This is a genomic window from Streptomyces sp. NPDC054975 (assembly GCF_053609105.1).
On record NZ_JBSGWV010000025.1, the window covers coordinates 23,117 to 39,270 of the forward strand.

The 16,154-nt window shown below is 70.3% G+C and carries 14 protein-coding genes; 6 read left to right on the forward strand and 8 right to left on the reverse strand.

Translation table 11 applies throughout. The annotated features are described in order from the left end of the window. Window positions 1-133: 133 nt before the first annotated feature. The 4 genes from ACWF79_RS21835 to ACWF79_RS21850 all read right to left on the reverse strand — a co-directional run bounded on the left by ACWF79_RS21835 (window position 134) and on the right by ACWF79_RS21850 (window position 4,298). A complete protein-coding gene (locus ACWF79_RS21835) occupies window positions 134-478 on the reverse strand; it encodes a hypothetical protein (RefSeq protein ID WP_453729784.1) in 345 nt (114 codons plus the stop codon). A 53-nt stretch (window positions 479-531) separates the two neighbouring features. Beyond that, a complete protein-coding gene (locus tag ACWF79_RS21840) occupies window positions 532-759 on the reverse strand; it encodes a DUF6458 family protein (RefSeq protein ID WP_453729785.1) in 228 nt (75 codons plus the stop codon). Between the two features lie 53 nt (window positions 760-812). Beyond that, entirely contained in the window at window positions 813-2,102 is a 1,290-nt protein-coding gene (locus ACWF79_RS21845) for a M18 family aminopeptidase (RefSeq protein WP_453729786.1), read from the reverse strand. Window positions 2,103-2,468: 366 nt separating this feature from the next. Continuing rightward, on the reverse strand, window positions 2,469-4,298 hold the full coding sequence (locus tag ACWF79_RS21850; protein ID WP_453729787.1) for an acyl-CoA dehydrogenase: 1,830 nt from the start codon (window positions 4,296-4,298) through the stop codon (window positions 2,469-2,471). Window positions 4,299-4,463: 165 nt separating this feature from the next. Here ACWF79_RS21850 and ACWF79_RS21855 point away from each other — a divergent pair, with 165 nt between their 5' ends. Beyond that, on the forward strand, window positions 4,464-4,976 hold the full coding sequence (locus tag ACWF79_RS21855; protein WP_401433872.1) for an SseB family protein: 513 nt from the start codon (window positions 4,464-4,466) through the stop codon (window positions 4,974-4,976). A gap of 113 nt (window positions 4,977-5,089) precedes the next feature. After that, entirely contained in the window at window positions 5,090-6,052 is a 963-nt protein-coding gene (locus ACWF79_RS21860) for a pirin family protein (protein WP_453729788.1), read from the forward strand. Window positions 6,053-6,143: 91 nt separating this feature from the next. Here ACWF79_RS21860 and ACWF79_RS21865 read toward each other — a convergent pair whose 3' ends face one another. Further along, window positions 6,144-6,350 carry a DUF5708 family protein gene (locus tag ACWF79_RS21865; protein WP_453729789.1) on the reverse strand — a complete coding sequence of 69 codons (207 nt, stop codon included), beginning with the start codon at window positions 6,348-6,350 and terminating at the stop codon, window positions 6,144-6,146. A 171-nt stretch (window positions 6,351-6,521) separates the two neighbouring features. On the opposite strand from ACWF79_RS21865, the gene ACWF79_RS21870 reads away from it, so the two are divergent. Beyond that, window positions 6,522-7,598 carry an AI-2E family transporter gene (locus tag ACWF79_RS21870; protein WP_453729790.1) on the forward strand — a complete coding sequence of 359 codons (1,077 nt, stop codon included), beginning with the start codon at window positions 6,522-6,524 and terminating at the stop codon, window positions 7,596-7,598. Between the two features lies 1 nt (window position 7,599). Here the strand turns inward: ACWF79_RS21870 and ACWF79_RS21875 are convergent, their stop codons facing one another. Continuing rightward, on the reverse strand, window positions 7,600-8,418 hold the full coding sequence (locus tag ACWF79_RS21875; RefSeq protein WP_453729791.1) for an MBL fold metallo-hydrolase: 819 nt from the start codon (window positions 8,416-8,418) through the stop codon (window positions 7,600-7,602). 228 nt (window positions 8,419-8,646) lie between these two features. Further along, window positions 8,647-10,830 (reverse strand): SpoIIE family protein phosphatase, encoded by a 2,184-nt coding sequence (locus ACWF79_RS21880; protein ID WP_453729792.1) that lies wholly within the window; start codon window positions 10,828-10,830, stop codon window positions 8,647-8,649. 158 nt (window positions 10,831-10,988) lie between these two features. On the opposite strand from ACWF79_RS21880, the gene aspS reads away from it, so the two are divergent. Then, window positions 10,989-12,806: an aspartate--tRNA ligase gene (aspS, locus tag ACWF79_RS21885; RefSeq protein WP_453729793.1), complete on the forward strand. Its 1,818-nt coding sequence runs from the start codon at window positions 10,989-10,991 to the stop codon at window positions 12,804-12,806. Window positions 12,807-12,963: 157 nt separating this feature from the next. Next, a complete protein-coding gene (locus ACWF79_RS21890; RefSeq protein WP_453729794.1) occupies window positions 12,964-13,530 on the forward strand; it encodes a Uma2 family endonuclease in 567 nt (188 codons plus the stop codon). A gap of 165 nt (window positions 13,531-13,695) precedes the next feature. Here ACWF79_RS21890 and metG read toward each other — a convergent pair whose 3' ends face one another. Beyond that, window positions 13,696-15,303, reverse strand: a complete 1,608-nt coding sequence (metG, locus tag ACWF79_RS21895; RefSeq protein ID WP_453729795.1) for a methionine--tRNA ligase — start codon at window positions 15,301-15,303, stop codon at window positions 13,696-13,698. Window positions 15,304-15,438: 135 nt separating this feature from the next. Here metG and ACWF79_RS21900 point away from each other — a divergent pair, with 135 nt between their 5' ends. Continuing rightward, the gene (locus ACWF79_RS21900; protein ID WP_453729796.1) at window positions 15,439-16,092 is read left to right on the forward strand and encodes a response regulator transcription factor; all 654 of its coding nucleotides are present in this window, start codon (window positions 15,439-15,441) and stop codon (window positions 16,090-16,092) included. Window positions 16,093-16,154 lie beyond the last annotated feature (62 nt).

A 16,154-nucleotide genomic window follows, 5' to 3' on the forward strand; every position in this document is an offset into this window, starting at 1 on the left:
CTCGCGGGGTCTGGCACCGTGCCTCGCCGCGTTGTCGTCGGTTGCCATGGCTCCGCCATGGCGCCCTCCTCCGCCTTGCGATCCACGGCACCAGACCCCGCTCCCTGATCCGGCCTGATCCAAACGAAAGGCCCTAGCGCACGATTCCCTGGTTCCTGGACGGGCGGTTCGCCGCGCCGTCCAGGCAGCCGGAGACCCAGGCGGCCGGGTCGTGCACGGCGCGGTCGCCGCCCATGCCCATGCGTTCCATGGACGCGCACTCACCGGCCAGGAGGGCGCGGGTGCGCTGCCCGGTCACGTCCGCCTTCCGGATCCGGACGGCCTGCAGGTAGCCGCCCTCGTAGGCGATGTCGGTGCCCCAGGGCGGGCGTTCGTTGTACGTGGCGATGCCGAAGCCCGCCACGGTCGTGCCGATCAGCACGGCCGCGGCGACGCAGGCGACGAACTTCCCCCGGGGCGGGCCCTCGTGACGATCCATGAGGTCGACGGTGCCAGGAGCGACCTTTCCCGGATGTTTCGTGCGGGAGCGTCTCAGTAGCCGCGGTCGCGCCGGTCCTCCTCCATGACCGTGGGGGTGGCCGGCGGTACGACGAGCCGTCGGCGCCGGGCGATGCTGGTGAAGGTCGCCACGCCGATGAGACCGACCGCCATCATGATCAGTCCCACCAGGTCGAGGTTGACGCCGTCGAGCTCCCAGTCCGTGGCGAACGTGAGGATCGCGCCCACGGCGATGAGGATGATGCATCCTCCGAGTCCCATGAATCCCGCCTCCTAGTGGAGTAGTTGGGATCGGGTACCCGGGTTCGGGCGCGTCATCCCTCCAGGAACGCCACGAGCGCGTTCGCGAGGAGGTACGGGTCGTCGGCGCCGCAGAGTTCGCGGGCGCTGTGCATCGAGAGGCAGGCCACGCCGATGTCGACCGTGCTGATGCCGTGCCGGGCCGCGGTGATCGGGCCGATCGTCGTGCCGCACGGCATGTCGTTGTTCGAGACGAAGGACTGCCACGGCACGCCCGCCTTCTCGCACGCCGCCGCGAAGACCGCGCGGCCGCTGCCGTCGGTGGCGTACCGCTGGTTGACGTTCACCTTGAGGATCGGGCCGCCGTTGGGGCGCGGGTGGTGGGTCGGGTCGTGGCGTTCGGAGTAGTTGGGGTGGACGGCGTGGCCGACGTCGGAGGAGAGGCAGATCGAGGCCGCGAAGGCCCGGGCGCGGTCCTCGTAGGCGCCGCCCCGGGCGTAGACGGAGCGTTCCAGGACGTTGCCGAGGAGGGGGCCCTGGGCGCCGGTGTCGGCCTCGGAGCCGTTCTCCTCGTGGTCGAAGGCGGCGAGCACCGGGATGTACGGGAGGTCGGCACGGCCCGCGACGGCGGCCAGGGCGGCCACGCCGGCGTGGACCGAGATCAGGTTGTCCATGCGGGGGCCCGCGACGAGTTCGCGGTCGCGGCCCAGGTAGGAGGGGGCCTCGATGGCGTGGACCATCAGGTCCCAGCCGGCGACGTCCTCGGCGTCGACGCCCGCCTCCTCGGCCACGAAGCGGATCAGGTCGCCCTCGTGGACGTCGCCGAGGCCCCAGATCGGCTGCATGTGGCGCTGCCGTTCCAGCTTGAGGCCCTCGTTGGCCTGGCGGTCGAGGTGGATGGCGAGCTGGGGGACGCGCAGCACGGCGCGATCCACGTTCACCAGGTGGTGGCTGCCGTCGCGCAGGGTGAGCCGGCCGGCGAGGCCGAGGTCGCGGTCGAGCCAGGTGTTGAGCAGCGTCCCGCCGTAGATCTCGACGGCGACCTGGCGCCAGCCCCGTGCGCCCATGTCGGGCTGCGGCTTCACGCGCAGGTTGGGGGAGTCGGTGTGGGCGCCGACGATCCGGTACGGGGTGTGGGGGGACGCGCCCTCCGGTACGTACCAGGCGATGAGCGCGCCGCCGCGGATCACGTACTGGCCGCCGGGCGTGCCCTCCCAGGCGGCGGTCTCCTCGACCTGGCGGAAGCCGGCCTTCTCGAGCCGCTCGGCGGCGTTCGCCACGGCGTGGTACGGCGACGGGGAGGCCGCCAGGAACGTCATGAGGTCGTCGGTGTGGCCGCGGTCGAAGCGGGCGGTGCTCGTCATGGGTTCACCTTACGCAGGCCCCGGAATACGGCGCCGGGGCCCCGATAGACGGAACGGTCCCCTCCTGGCGGGCCCTCGGCCGGGCTCGTGCCCGCGGCTCGTCGATCCGGGACGCAGGACGGCCCCTCCGGACGCGCCCCGGGTCGGGCTCGTGCCCGCGGCTCGTCGATCCGGGACGCAGGACGGCCCCTCCGGACGGGCCCCGGGTCGGGCTCGTGCCCGCGGCTCGTCGATCCGGGACGCAGGACGGCCCCTCCGGACGGGCCCCGGGTCGGTGCCCGTACCTCGGCCCGTACCTCCAGGAAAGCGGAACGGCCCACTCCCCTCCCCGGGAGCGAGCCGTTCCTCGTTGGACGGGGGCGCGTACTAGAACGCGGCCTCGTCCAGGTCCATCAGCGAGCCGTCGACGGCCTCGGCGAGCGCGCGCTCGGTGCCCACGCCCGGCAGGACGTTGGCGGCGAAGAACTTCGCGGCCGCGATCTTGCCCTGGTAGAAGGCCTGGTCCTTGGCGGAGGCGCCGGCGGCCAGCTTCTCGGCGGCGACGGCCGCGCCCTTCAGGAGCAGGTAGCCGACGACGACGTCACCCGAAGCCATGAGCAGGCGCGTGGTGTTGAGGCCGACCTTGTAGATGTTCTTGACGTCCTCGCCGGTCGCGGTGAGGTCGGTGAGCATCTTGCCGACGATGCCCTCCAGGTCCACGGCGGCCTTGGCGAGCGCGTCGCGGGCCCCGGCCAGCTCCTCGCCGCCGGTGCCGACCGCGAGGAACTTCTTGATCTCCTCGGCCAGCGCGTTCAGGGACGCGCCCTGGTCGCGGACGATCTTGCGGAAGAAGAAGTCCTGGCCCTGGATGGCCGTGGTGCCCTCGTAGAGGGTGTCGATCTTGGCGTCCCGGATGTACTGCTCGATCGGGTACTCCTGCAGGAAGCCGGAGCCGCCGAAGGTCTGCAGCGACTGCGCGAGCTGCTCGTAGCCCTTCTCGGAGCCGTAGCCCTTCACGATCGGCAGCAGCAGGTCGTTCAGGCCGTGCAGCGCCTTCGCGTCCTCGCCCGCGGCTTCCTTGATCTGGATCTCGTCCTGCACGGCGGCCGTGTGGAGGACGAGGGAGCGCATGCCCTCGGCGTACGCCTTCTGCGTCATCAGCGAGCGGCGGACGTCGGGGTGGTGCGTGATGGTGACCTTGGGCGCGGCCTTGTCCATGAAGTTCGCCAGGTCGGTGCCCTGGACGCGCTCCTTGGCGTACTCCAGGGCGTTGAGGTAACCCGTGGAGAGGGTGGAGATCGCCTTCGTGCCGACCATCATGCGGGCGAACTCGATGATGAGGAACATCTGGCGGATGCCGTCGTGCTTGTCGCCGATCAGCCAGCCCTTGGCGGGGTGCTGGTCGCCGAAGGTCATCTCGCACGTGTTGGAGGCCTTGAGGCCCATCTTGTGCTCGACGTTCGTGGCGTACACGCCGTTGCGCTCGCCCAGCTCGCCGGTCTCCCAGTCGAAGAGGAACTTCGGCACGAGGAAGAGCGAGAGGCCCTTGGTGCCCGGACCGGCACCCTCGGGGCGGGCGAGGACGTAGTGGAGGATGTTCTCCGACATGTCGTGCTCACCGGACGTGATGAACCGCTTCACGCCCTCGATGTGCCAGGAGCCGTCCTCCTGCTGGACCGCCTTCGTGCGGCCGGCGCCGACGTCCGAGCCCGCGTCGGGCTCGGTGAGGACCATGGTGGAGCCCCACTGCTTCTCGACGGCGATCTGCGCGATCTTCTTCTGCGCCTCGTTGCCCTCGTTGTGCAGGATGCCGGCGAAGGCCGGGCCGGAGGAGTACATCCACACGGCCGGGTTGGCGCCGAGGATCAGCTCCGCGTAGGCCCAGATCAGGGAGCGCGGGGAGGTGGTGCCGCCGATCTCCTCGGGCAGGCCGAGGCGCCAGTACTCGGAGTCCATGAAGGCCTGGTACGACTTCTTGAAGCTCGCCGGGACGGGCGCGGTGTTGGTCTCGGGGTCGAAGACCGGGGGGTTGCGGTCGGCGTCGGCGAAGGACTCGGCCAGCTCGTTCTCGGAGAGGCGGGTCAGCTCCTCCAGGACGCTCTTGGCGGTCTCGACGTCCATCTCCTCGAACGGACCGGTGCCGTACACCTTGTCGCGCCCGAGTACCTCGAAGAGGTTGAACTCGATGTCGCGGAGATTCGACTTGTAGTGCCCCATGGCGACGGCTCCGTAAGGATCGGGGAGGCAGATTCCTCGTACACGTACCAGCGAGTAGCTAATCGCTCTCTCCGATGATGCTACCCACCGGTAATAAGAAGCAACCCCTATCCGGTCATCTGTGACGTCAATCGCTGCCCCCGCCCACTCGCTAGGCTGTGCGCCATGTACGGCTACGAGCAGAATCCGGGTGCCCAGCAGCAGTACGCCCCGCCGCCGCAGCAGCCGATGGCCGGCGGGATGCCCGGCATGCAGGGCGGGATGCAGGGGGGCATGCAGGGCGGGTACGGGCAGCAGGCGCCGCTCTACCCCGAGCCGTCGCCGCCGTCCCTCGCCGACGCCGTGCGGGCCTTCACGACCGGGTCCCTGTCCGCCGAGGACTTCCAGCAGATCTTCGCGAGCTCGAAGGTCTACTGCCCGCGCGGCGACAACCCCGGCTTCCTGGCCCTGCACAACACCCAGCAGCCGGTCATCCCGATGTTCACCTCGCTCAAGGAGCTGCGGCGGTACGCGGGCAAGGAGTCGAAGTACTTCGTGATCACCGGCGCCGAGGTGATCGACCTGCTCCCGACCGGCTACGGCTTCGTCCTCGACATGGAGGGCGACCACCGGATGGTCTTCGACGCCAAGGCCGTGGAACAGATGGTGGACTTCGCGATGCGCCGGATGTACGGCTGACCGACGCTGGTAGGTGGGAGAGCGCCCGGGAGGAATTCCTCCCGGGCGTTCCGCGTTCCGGGTGGCAGGAAGTTCATTGTTCAACTAAACTGGTCGCACAAGGAGGTCCCGCCATGCCCGCTGTGACTGTCGAGAACCCGCTCACCCTGCCGCGCGTCGCCGCCCCGGCCGACGCCGTCTCCCGCCCCGTGCTCGCCGTGACCACGGCCCCGTCCGGCTTCGAGGGCGAGGGTTTCCCGGTGCGCCGCGCGTTCGCCGGGATCAACTACCAGTACCTCGACCCGTTCATCATGATGGACCAGATGGGAGAGGTGGAGTACGCGCCCGGTGAGCCCAAGGGCACCCCGTGGCACCCCCACCGCGGCTTCGAGACGGTCACGTACATCATCGACGGCGTCTTCGACCACCAGGACTCCAACGGCGGTGGCGGCACCATCACCAACGGCGACACCCAGTGGATGACCGCCGGCTCCGGCCTGCTCCACATCGAGGCCCCGCCGGAGCACCTCGTCGTCAGCGGCGGCCTCTTCCACGGGCTCCAGCTGTGGGTGAACCTGCCGGCCTCCGACAAGATGATGGCCCCGCGCTACCAGGACATCCGCGGCGGCCAGGTCCAGCTGCTCACCTCGCCCGACGGCGGCGCGCTGCTCCGTGTCATCGCGGGCGAGCTCGACGGCCACGCCGGACCGGGCATCACCCACACCCCGATCACGATGATCCACGCGACCGTCCGGCCGGGCGCCGAGGTGACCCTGCCGTGGCGCGAGGACTTCAACGGCCTCGTCTACGTCCTGGCCGGGCGCGGCTCGGTCGGTGCGGAGCGCAGGCCGGTCCACATGGGCCAGACCGCGGTCTTCGGCAAGGGCGGCGCGCTCACGGTCCGCGCGGACGAGAAGCAGGACGGACACACGCCCGACCTGGAGGTCGTCGTCCTCGGCGGCCGGCCGATCCGCGAGCCGATGGCGCACTACGGCCCGTTCGTCATGAACAGCCAGGCCGAACTCCGCCAGGCCTTCGAGGACTTCCAGGCGGGCCGCCTCGGCACGATCCCGGCGGTGCACGGGATGGGCGAGTAGCTCCAGCCGTCGTACGGGTGCGGTGCGGGTGCGGTGCCTGCGCGGGTACGGGCAGGGGTACGGGGTCGGGGCCGTGCGCCCCGGCTCCGTACTACGGGTCGCGCCGCGCCGTGTTCGACCCGCGCACCGCCTGGAACAGGCCCCACGCGACAAGCACACCGCCGACCCACATGAGGACCACACCGACCTTCGTCAGCGTGACGACGGGCGTCTCCACTCCGTCCGTGAACAGCCGAAGGACCAGGCCGACGGCGAAGGTGACGACACCTTCCAACAGATTCTTCGACGCCTGCTTCATGTCAGCAGCCTAGAAGCGGGGCGTGCGCGTGGCCTCCTCCCGGGGAACGAGCGGGAGTACATCCTTCGACGCACCGGGCCGCGCCCCTGACGGGCCGGCGGGCTGACGGTGCGTCACTCGTCCGGCGCGTAGCGGAGGACGACACGCCGCGGGGCGTGGTCCGGTGGACGGGTGCAGACGCAGAGGCCTCTCCTTCCCGAAGCCGCCCGGCGGACCGCGGCCTGGTGCGTCGTCCTGCTGCTCGTCGCCGGGGTCGCCGCCGTCGGGATCTGGCTGTGCGTCGTGTTCCAGACGGCCGTCACGCCCGTCCTGCTCGCGCTCCTCGGCACCGCGCTCCTCGGGCCCCTCTACCGGCGCCTGCTGCGGATGAAGGTGCAGAAGTCGCTCGCCGCCGGGCTCACGGTCCTCGCCGTCCTCGCCTTCGTCGGCGGCGCGACCTACATCGTGGTCGTCGCGCTCATCGAGACCGGCGACCAGATCGTCGCCTCGCTGCGGCAGGCCGCGACGGACATCGCCGGCCACCTCGGGGCGGCCGGGACCTCGCTCGACGACCTCGCCAGGAACGCGAAGTCGCTGCTGCAGAAGTTCGGCGGGACCGCGGCCTCGGGGGTGATCAGCGGGCTCAGTGTCGTCGGCCAGGTCGCCGCCATGGCCCTGCTCGCCCTGCTGCTGATCTTCTTCTTCCTCCGCGACTCCGACAAGGCGGTCGGTGCCCTGCGCTCGCTCGCCCCGCGCGCGACCGGCGACACGCTGGAGGCCATGGGCCGCCGCGCCTTCGAGGCCGTCGAGGGCTTCATGCGCGGGACGACCCTCGTCGCCCTCGTCGACGCCGTCCTCATCACCATCGGGCTGCTGGTCCTGCGGGTCCCCGGCGCCGTGGGCCTCGGCGCGCTCGTCTTCGTCACCGCTTACATCCCGTACCTCGGGGCCTTCCTCTCCGGCGCCGTCGCCGTCCTCGTCGCGATGGCCGACCGGGGCTTCGTCATCGCGCTCTGGGTCCTGGGCGTGGTCCTGGCCGTCCAGGTCATCGAGGGGAACGTCCTCCAGCCCGCGATCCAGAGCCGTACCGTGCAGATGCACCCGGCCGTCGTCATGCTCACCATCACGGCCGGGGCGTCGGTCGCCGGGATCCTGGGCATGCTGCTCGCCGTACCGGTCACGGCCGCCGCCTTCGGGGTGATCGGCGAGCTGCGCGGCCGGTACGGGCCGGAGGCGCGGGAGGCGCGGGAGGCACCCGGACCGGGGTGAGTCAGGTCGCGGCCGGCATGCCGCCCGGTTCGAAGGACGCCAGCATCTGCACCAGGGCCGCCTGGTCCGGGCCCACGAACGGGTCCGAGTCCGGCGCCATCGTGATCGTGTCGACCATCAGGTCCGTCATCCGTACGGCGGGCGGCAGATGCGTGCTGAGCACGATCTCCGGGTTCATCTCCCGCAGCGGCTCGATCGTCGCCCGGTACTTCGCCGGGTCCACGATGTGCACCCACGGGCTGTCCAACGTCGCCCACATCAGCTGTGCCTGCCGCAGCTCCTCCGGCTTGAGGTCGTTGGCGTGCCCGCTCTCGGCGAGTTCGGCGGTCGGCATCGGCCCGCCGAAGCAGTCGGAGCTGAAGCAGATCCGGGTCTTCTCGTCGTAGAAGCCGACGGTCGCCGGGTTGTCGAAGAGCGGCGGCCGGAAGGCGTCGAGCGTGCGGTCGCCGACGTCCAGGGACTGGCCGGGGTTGAGGAAGTAGACGCGGTCCATCGGCAGCGGGCGCTCGGTGGTCATGATTCCGGCGCCGATGAAGGTGGTCACGACCTTCGCCTGCGGCGCGGCGACCAGCAGGTCGAAGATGCCGCCGGTGTGGTCGCGGTCCGGGTGCGTGAGCCAGATCCAGCGGACGTCGGCGGGGTCGATGACCGAGCCGAGGGTGTCGATGAAGTTCCGGTCGGCGACGGAGAGTCCGGTGTCGACGACGACCGGTTCCTTGGCGGTGAGGACGTACGCGTTGCAGGGGATGTGGCCGAGCCCCGGTGCTTCGAGGCTGTCGGCCAGGACGGTCGTGTCGCTTCCGACCTTGTGGGTGTCCATGGCGTGCTCCGTGGTCCCCCCGGCGGTGGCCGTACGACACCAGTCTCCTCCGGGGGCGTACGCCCCGCGCGCTGTGCGCGAGCGGGTACGACGCCTTGGCCCTCGGGGCTCGTCCGGGGCGCATGCCCTGCGCGCTGCGCGTGAGCGGGTACGACGCCCGAGGCTCCTCCGAGGGCGGGCGCCCCCCGCCCTGTGGCGCGCGGCGCGTGCTCTCTCCCCCGGGCCCGTCTACTGCGCGGCCTTGGCCGCCTCCTCCAAGCCCCCGGCGTCCCCCGCGTCCCCCGTGTCCTCCACCCCGTCCTTCGTCGGCGGCTCGTGCAGCTCGAACCAGATCGACTTGCCCTCGCCCTGCGGGTCCACGCCCCACGCGTGCGCGAGCATCTCCATGAGGACCAGGCCGCGCCCCGACGAGGCCATCTCCCCCGGCTGCCGCTTGTGCGGCAGCTCGTCGCTGCCGTCGGAGACCTCCACCCGCAGCCGCCGCCGCGAGCCGTTGGGGCAGGTCACCTCGGCGATGAGGAGCGCGTCGCCGTCCGTGTGGATGAGGACATTGGTGACCATCTCGGAGACCATCAGGACCGCCGAGTCGACCTGGTCCTCGTCCGTCCAGTCGTGCAGCAGCTGCCGCAGGTGCTGGCGGGCGGCGGCGATCCGCTCCGGCTCGGCCTGCGCGACGGTCATCATCGTGCGGCGCGGGGGACGGCGGGTGGCCGGGCCCTGGCGGGAGAGGAGCAGGACCGCGATGTCGTCCTCTCGGCGGTCGGCGAGCGGACCGGTGGTGTGGTGCGAGCCGGGGCCGTGGACGGCCTCCACGAGGCTGTCGGCGAGCTCCTCCAGCGACTCGCCGTCGTGCCCTTCGAGCAGCTCCCGGATGCGCTCCCAGCCGGTGTCGAGGTCGTGGCCGCCGGTCTCCAGGAGCCCGTCGGTGCACATCATGAGGGTCTCGCCGGGCTCCAGGGTGAACCGGGTCGTCGGATAGTCGGTGTCGGGGTCGATGCCGAGGGGCAGCCCGCCGGCCGTGGGGCGCAGAAGGACCGTTCCGTCGGTCATCCGGACCGCCGGGTCCGGGTGCCCGGCCCGCGCGATGTCCACGACACCGGTGACCGGGTCGACCTCCAGGTAGAGGCAGGTCGCGAAGCGCGGGCCGCCGTCCGGGACACCCCGGTCGCCGTCCGCCCCCTCCTCGTGACGGCTCCCGGGTGTCTCCCCGTTGGTGATCCCGTACAGGAAGCGGGAGGCGCGGGAGAGGACCGCGTCGGGCCGGTGGCCCTCGGAGGCGTACGCGCGCAGGGCGATACGCAGCTGGCCCATCAGACCGGCGGCGCGCACGTCGTGGCCCTGGACGTCGCCGATGACGAGGGCGATGCGGCCGCCCGGCAGCTGGATCATGTCGTACCAGTCGCCGCCGACCTGGAGCCCGCCGCCGGTCGGGACGTACCGGGCGGCGATGTGCAGGCCCGGGATGCCGGGGCCGATGACGGGCATCATCGTCCGCTGGAGGCCCAGCGACAGTTCGCGCTCGGACTCGGCGACGCCCGCACGGGCGAGGGCCTGGGCGAGCATCCGGGCGACGGTGGTGAGGACGGAGCGCTCGTCGGGGGTGAAGGCGACGGGGTGCTTGAAGGCGGCCATCCAGGCGCCCATGGTGCGGCCCGCGACGATGAGCGGGAGGTACGCCCAGGACTGTCTGCCGAAACGTTGCGCCAGGGGCCAGGTCACCGGGAAGCGACGCAGGTACTCCTCCGGCGTCGGCAGGTAGATCGCCCGCCCGGTCCGTACGACCTCGGCCGCCGGGTAGTCGGTGTCCACCGACATCGAGGTGAAGGGGCCCTCGTCGCCCACGTTGTGCCCGTGGTGGCCGATGATCGTCAGCCGTTCGCCTGCGACCCCGAAGACGGCGAGCCCGTCCGGCGAGAAGCCCGGCATGGAGAGGGAGGCGGCGACGCGCAGCACCTCGGCGGTCGAGCGGGCCTCGGCGAGCGCGCGGCCCGCGTCGAGCAGGAACGCCTCGCGGGAGCGGCGCCAGTCGCCGGTGATGGGCGTACGGGCGGCGGTGCCGGGCTGCGGCTCGGCGACCTCCTGGAGGGTGCCGACGAGCTGGTAGTCGTTGCCCTCGATGAGCGGCTTGGACCTGGACCGTACGGTACGGATCACCCGTCCGTGGCCGTCCATGATGCGGAGCCGGGCCTCGGCGAGGGTCCCTTCGGCGACGGCGAGGTTCACGACCCCGTCGATCTCGTTCCAGTCGACGGGATGAAACCGGGAGCGTACGGCCGCCTCGGTGAGCTGGGCCGGTTCGGCGGGCAGCCCGAGCAGCCGGGCCGCCTCGGCGTCGAGCGTCACGATCCCGGAAGCGTTGTCCCAGCGCCACAGGCCGGTCGCGATCGCGGCCAGGACGTCCTCGGTGCGCATTGCCCTACTTTATGAATATCGGACAGAAGGTCGCCACTGAGCGTATTCGAAATGCGATCTTGGGGCGCCCGGTAGTCTGGGACGGGTCTGCCGTCACGACCCGTCACGACGGCGCACCCCTCTGGTTCCCGTAGATCCCGAAGACTGGATGAACGACGATGCATCGGTACAGGTCCCACACCTGCGGCGAGCTCCGCGCCTCTGACGTCGGCACCGACGTCCGGCTGAGCGGCTGGCTGCACAATCGGCGCGACCTGGGCGGCATCCTCTTCATCGATCTGCGCGATCACTACGGCATCACGCAGCTCGTCGCCCGGCCCGGCACGGCCGCTGCCGAGGTGCTCGACAAGCTGACGAAGGAGACCGTCGTCCGCGTGGACGGCAAGGTCGTCTCGCGTGGCGCGGAGAACGTCAACCCGGAGCTGCCGACCGGCGAGATCGAGATCGAGGCCGCCACGGTCGAGGTCCTGGGCGCGGCGAAGCAGATCCCGTTCACCGTCAACACGGACGACGGCGTGAACGAGGAGCGGCGCCTGGAGTACCGCTTCCTCGACCTGCGCCGCGAGCGCATGCACCGCAACATCATGCTGCGCTCGGCCGTCATCGCCTCCATCCGTTCGAAGATGGTGGCCCTCGGCTTCAACGAGATGGCGACCCCGATCCTCGCCGCGACCTCCCCCGAGGGCGCCCGCGACTTCGTCGTCCCGTCCCGGCTGAACCCGGGCAAGTTCTACGCGCTGCCGCAGGCGCCGCAGCAGTTCAAGCAGCTGCTGATGATCTCCGGCTTCGACCGCTACTTCCAGATCGCGCCGTGCTTCCGCGACGAGGACGCCCGCGCGGACCGTTCGCCGGGCGAGTTCTACCAGCTCGACGTCGAGATGAGCTTCGTCGAGCAGGAGGACGTCTTCCAGCCGATCGAGAAGCTCATGACGGAGATCTTCGAGGAGTTCGGCGGCGGCCGCCCCGTGACGTCCCCGTTCCCGCGGATCCCGTTCCGTGAGTCGATGCTGAAGTACGGCAACGACAAGCCGGACCTGCGCACGTCCCTGGAGCTCGTCGACATCTCGGACGTCTTCGAGGCGTCGGAGTTCAAGGCCTTCGCCGGCAAGCACGTGCGTGCGCTGGCGGTGCCGAACACGGGCGACCAGCCGCGCAAGTTCTTCGACTCCCTCGGTGACTTCGCGGTCTCGCTGGGCGCGAAGGGCCTGGCGTGGGTCCGCGTGGGCGAGGGCAACGCGCTCACGGGCCCGATCGCCAAGTTCCTCACCGAGGAGAACGTCAAGGTCCTCACCGAGCGCCTCGGCCTGGAGCCGGGCCACGCGATCTTCTTCGGCGCGGGCGAGTTCGACGAGGTCTCCAAGATCATGGGCCCGGTCCGGGTCGAGGCGGCCAAGCGCGCCGGCCAGTTCGAGGAGAACGTCTTCCGCTTCGCGTGGATCGTGGACTTCCCGATGTACGAGCGGGACGAGGAGACCGGCAAGATCGACTTCTCGCACAACCCGTTCTCGATGCCGCAGGGCGGCCTGGAGGCCCTGGAGACCCAGGACCCGCTGGACGTCCTCGGCTGGCAGTACGACATCGTCTGCAACGGCATCGAGCTCTCCTCGGGCGCGATCCGTAACCACGAGCCCGAGATCATGTTCAAGGCCTTCGAGATCGCGGGCTACTCGCGCGAGACGGTCGAGCACGAGTTCGCGGGCATGCTCCGCGCCTTCGAGTACGGCGCCCCGCCGCACGGCGGCATCGCCCCGGGCGTGGACCGCATCGTGATGCTCCTGGCCGACGAGCCGAACATCCGCGAAACGATCGCCTTCCCCCTGAACGGCAACGCCCAGGACCTCCTGATGGGCGCCCCGACGGAACTGGACGAGGCCCGCCTGCGCGAACTCAACATCCAGCTCCGCAAGCCGGTCGAAAAGCCGACCGCCACGGACCGCCCGATCACGGACGCGGTCCACCCGGACGCGGCGCGGTAATCACTGCCGTCGCACGGATGAGTGAAGGCCCGGGATCTTCGGATCCCGGGCCTTTGGCATATGCCAGGGTGCCGCCATGGCGACTGTGACGAACCCGGCCGGGTCTGCCGGGAAACCCGTACCGTGGGAGGCACCACCGATCTGGGAGGAGTCCGCCGTGAGCGTTCTGACGCAGGAGGGGTTCGAAGAACTCGCCCGTCTTGGCGAACGTGTGGACGAATCTCTGCGCCTGGAGTTCATCGACGGGAAGATCGGGGAGAAGGCTGTGCCGGACGGCGACCACGGGCGGATCATCGAGTGGCTGACGCGACTGTGTATTCAGGCCAACGTCGGCTGGTGGCTCTATCCGGACCAGGGTCTGAGGATTGAGAAGTACCGGAAGGGCAATGCCCGCCCGGACGGCTGCCTCGCGCCGAGTGGCGCTTTCGTCGGCCAGGGGGAGTGGGCGAGTGCGGACGACGTCCTCATGGTTGTCGAAGTGACCTCCGGCGACTCGGACACCGGTCGGCGGGACCGTGTCGAGAAGCCGCGTGCCTACGCGGAGACAGGGCTCCCCGTGTACCTGCTGATCGACCGGACCACCGGCGAGGTCAAGGTCCACTCGCAGCCGGACGGAGAACGGTACGAGATGGTGGCCACGGTCCCCTTCGGAAAGACGGTCACGCTGCCCGACCCGGTGGGCATGGAGCTGGACACGGAGCCGCTGAAGGACTGGACGCATTAGCCACTGCCTGCGTCGTGTCGAGTCCGGGGCAGGCGTGGAGGAGTCGGCGGCCTGCGGGGCAGAAAAGGACGAACCCCGCGTAGGGGTGCAACAAGGGAGAGACGGCTGTGGCCGCCGCCCCGGGAGCGGGGCGGCGGCCACAGGATGGTGCGTGGGGGAGGAAGGTCAGTCCTTCTTCGGGTCCTCCAGGCGCGGGAAGAGCACCGCGCCCTTCGTCACCGTCGTGCCTGCCGGGAGCTTGCCCCACTCGCCGGCCGACTGGACCGGCTGGGCGGACAGGGCGCCCAGGGAGGCCTCCGCGCCCAGGGAGTCCCAGAGCTTCTGGGAGGTCTCCGGCATGATCGCGTTCAGGAGGACCGCGACGCCCCGGAGGGACTCGGCCGCCGTGTAGAGGATCGTCGCCAGGCGGGCGCGGCCCGCCTCGGACTCGTCCTTCGCGACCTTCCACGGCTCCTGCTCCGTGATGTAGCCGTTGACCTGCTTCACGAAGTCGAAGATCGCCAGGATGCCGCCCTGGAAGTCCAGCTCCTCGCCGATCTTCAGGTCGGCCGCCGCGACGGCCTTCGCCAGGCCCTCGTGGATCGCCTTCTCCGCGTCGCCGTCGGCCGTCGCCGCCGGCAGGGCGCCGTCGAAGTACTTGCCGACCATCGCCGCGACGCGGGACGCCAGGTTGCCGTAGTCGTTCGCCAGCTCGCTGGTGTAGCGGGCGGTGAAGTCCTCCCACGAGAACGAGCCGTCCTGGCCGAACGCGATCGCGCGCAGGAAGTACCAGCGGTACGCGTCCACGCCGAAGTGCGAGGTCAGGTCCTGCGGCTTGATGCCCGTCAGGTTCGACTTCGACATCTTCTCGCCGCCGACCATCAGCCAGCCGTTCGCCGCCACCTTGCCCGGCACCGGCAGACCCTGCGCCATCAGCATCGCCGGCCAGATCACCGCGTGGAAGCGCAGGATGTCCTTGCCGATGAGGTGGACGTTGGCCGGGAAGGTCTCGTCGAACTTCTCCGGGTTCTCGTTGTAGCCGACCGCCGTCGCGTAGTTCAGGAGCGCGTCGATCCACACGTAGATGACGTGCTTCTCGTCCCACGGCACCGGGACGCCCCAGTCGAACGTCGAGCGCGAGATCGACAGGTCCTCAAGACCCTGCTTGACGAAGTTCACGACCTCGTTGCGCGCCGACTCCGGCTGGATGAAGCCCGGGTTCGCCTCGTAGAACTCCAGCAGCTTCGGGCCGTACTCGCTCAGCTTGAAGAAGTAGTTCTCCTCCTTGAGGATCTCCACCGGCTTCTTGTGGACCGGGCACAGCTTCGTGCCGTCCTCGGCCTCGATGAGATCGCCCGGGAGCTTGTACTCCTCACAGCCCACGCAGTACGGGCCCTCGTACCCGCCCTTGTAGATCTCGTCCTTGTCGTACAGGTCCTGCACGAACTCCTGGACGCGATCCGTGTGCCGCTTCTCCGTCGTACGGATGAAGTCGTCGTTCGCGATGTTCAGGTGCTCCCAGAGGGGCTTCCAGGCCTCCTCGACGAGCTTGTCGCACCAGGCCTGGGGCGTGACGTTGTTCGCCTCGGCCGTGCGCATGATCTTCTGACCGTGCTCGTCCGTGCCGGTGAGGTACCACACCTTCTCGCCGCGCTGACGGTGCCAGCGCGTGAGCACGTCGCCTGCGACGGTCGTGTAGGCGTGGCCCAGGTGAGGAGCGTCGTTGACGTAGTAGATGGGGGTCGAGACGTAGAACGCCTTCGCCCCCTGCTTCTCGGATCCAGTGGCCGCCATGGTCGAAATCCTAACGGGCAGTTCAAGATCCACTCACATCGATAAGCGGCGGGGGAGCAGCACCGGAGCACGGAGACGTTCGCGAAACGTCGGAGGGCGTAGAAAGGCGGGGTGCCGAGCAGCGAGGAAGAGAGCATGCGCGTACTGGTCGCCGAGGACGAGGAGGTCCTCGCGGAGCTCGTCGCCACCGGGCTGCGGCGGGCGGGCTTCGCCGTCGACACCGTCTACAGCGGCGACGCCGCCCTCGCCTACCTGGGCCTGCACGACTACGACGTCGTCGTCCTCGACCGCGACCTGCCGCGCGTCCACGGCGACGACGTGGCCCGTGCCCTCGTGGCCGAGGCGGCCAGGACCCGGATCCTGATGCTGACCGCGGCGGCGTCGACGGAGGACCGGGTCGAGGGGCTCGACCTCGGCGCCGACGACTACCTGGCCAAGCCCTTCGAGTTCCCCGAGCTGGTGTCCCGGGTGCGCGCCCTGCGGCGGCGCAGCGCCCGGCCCGTACCGCCGAGGCTCGCACGGGCGGGCGTGGAGATGGACACCGTACGGCGTGAGGTGACCCGGGACGGGCGGGCGCTCGACCTGTCCCCGAAGGAGTTCTCCGTCCTGCAGATCCTGCTGGAGGCGGACGGGGCGACGGTCTCGGCCGAGGAGCTCCTGGAGCGCGCCTGGGACGCCCACACCGACCCCTTCACGGGCGCGGTACGGGTCTGCATGAGCAAGCTGCGCGCGAAGCTCGGCGAGCCGGGGCTGATCAGGACGGTGCAGGGAGTGGGGTACGCGCTGTGAGTCGAGCGGCGGGGGGTACGGGTTCCTCGGCGGGGACGGGAGGGGTGGCGGTGGGTACGGGG

Bases quoted from the DNA above. Each gene is read 5' to 3' on its own strand.
- ACWF79_RS21835 (WP_453729784.1), bottom strand. From the start codon at position 478: ATGGATCGTCACGAGGGCCCGCCCCGGGGGAAGTTCGTCGCCTGCGTC.
- ACWF79_RS21840 (WP_453729785.1), bottom strand. From the start codon at position 759: ATGGGACTCGGAGGATGCATCATCCTCATCGCCGTGGGCGCGATCCTC.
- ACWF79_RS21845 (WP_453729786.1), bottom strand. From the start codon at position 2,102: ATGACGAGCACCGCCCGCTTCGACCGCGGCCACACCGACGACCTCATG.
- ACWF79_RS21850 (WP_453729787.1), bottom strand. From the start codon at position 4,298: ATGGGGCACTACAAGTCGAATCTCCGCGACATCGAGTTCAACCTCTTC.
- ACWF79_RS21855 (WP_401433872.1), top strand. From the start codon at position 4,464: ATGTACGGCTACGAGCAGAATCCGGGTGCCCAGCAGCAGTACGCCCCG.
- ACWF79_RS21860 (WP_453729788.1), top strand. From the start codon at position 5,090: ATGCCCGCTGTGACTGTCGAGAACCCGCTCACCCTGCCGCGCGTCGCC.
- ACWF79_RS21865 (WP_453729789.1), bottom strand. From the start codon at position 6,350: ATGAAGCAGGCGTCGAAGAATCTGTTGGAAGGTGTCGTCACCTTCGCC.
- ACWF79_RS21875 (WP_453729791.1), bottom strand. From the start codon at position 8,418: ATGGACACCCACAAGGTCGGAAGCGACACGACCGTCCTGGCCGACAGC.
- ACWF79_RS21880 (WP_453729792.1), bottom strand. From the start codon at position 10,830: ATGCGCACCGAGGACGTCCTGGCCGCGATCGCGACCGGCCTGTGGCGC.
- aspS (WP_453729793.1), top strand. From the start codon at position 10,989: ATGCATCGGTACAGGTCCCACACCTGCGGCGAGCTCCGCGCCTCTGAC.
- metG (WP_453729795.1), bottom strand. From the start codon at position 15,303: ATGGCGGCCACTGGATCCGAGAAGCAGGGGGCGAAGGCGTTCTACGTC.
- ACWF79_RS21900 (WP_453729796.1), top strand. From the start codon at position 15,439: ATGCGCGTACTGGTCGCCGAGGACGAGGAGGTCCTCGCGGAGCTCGTC.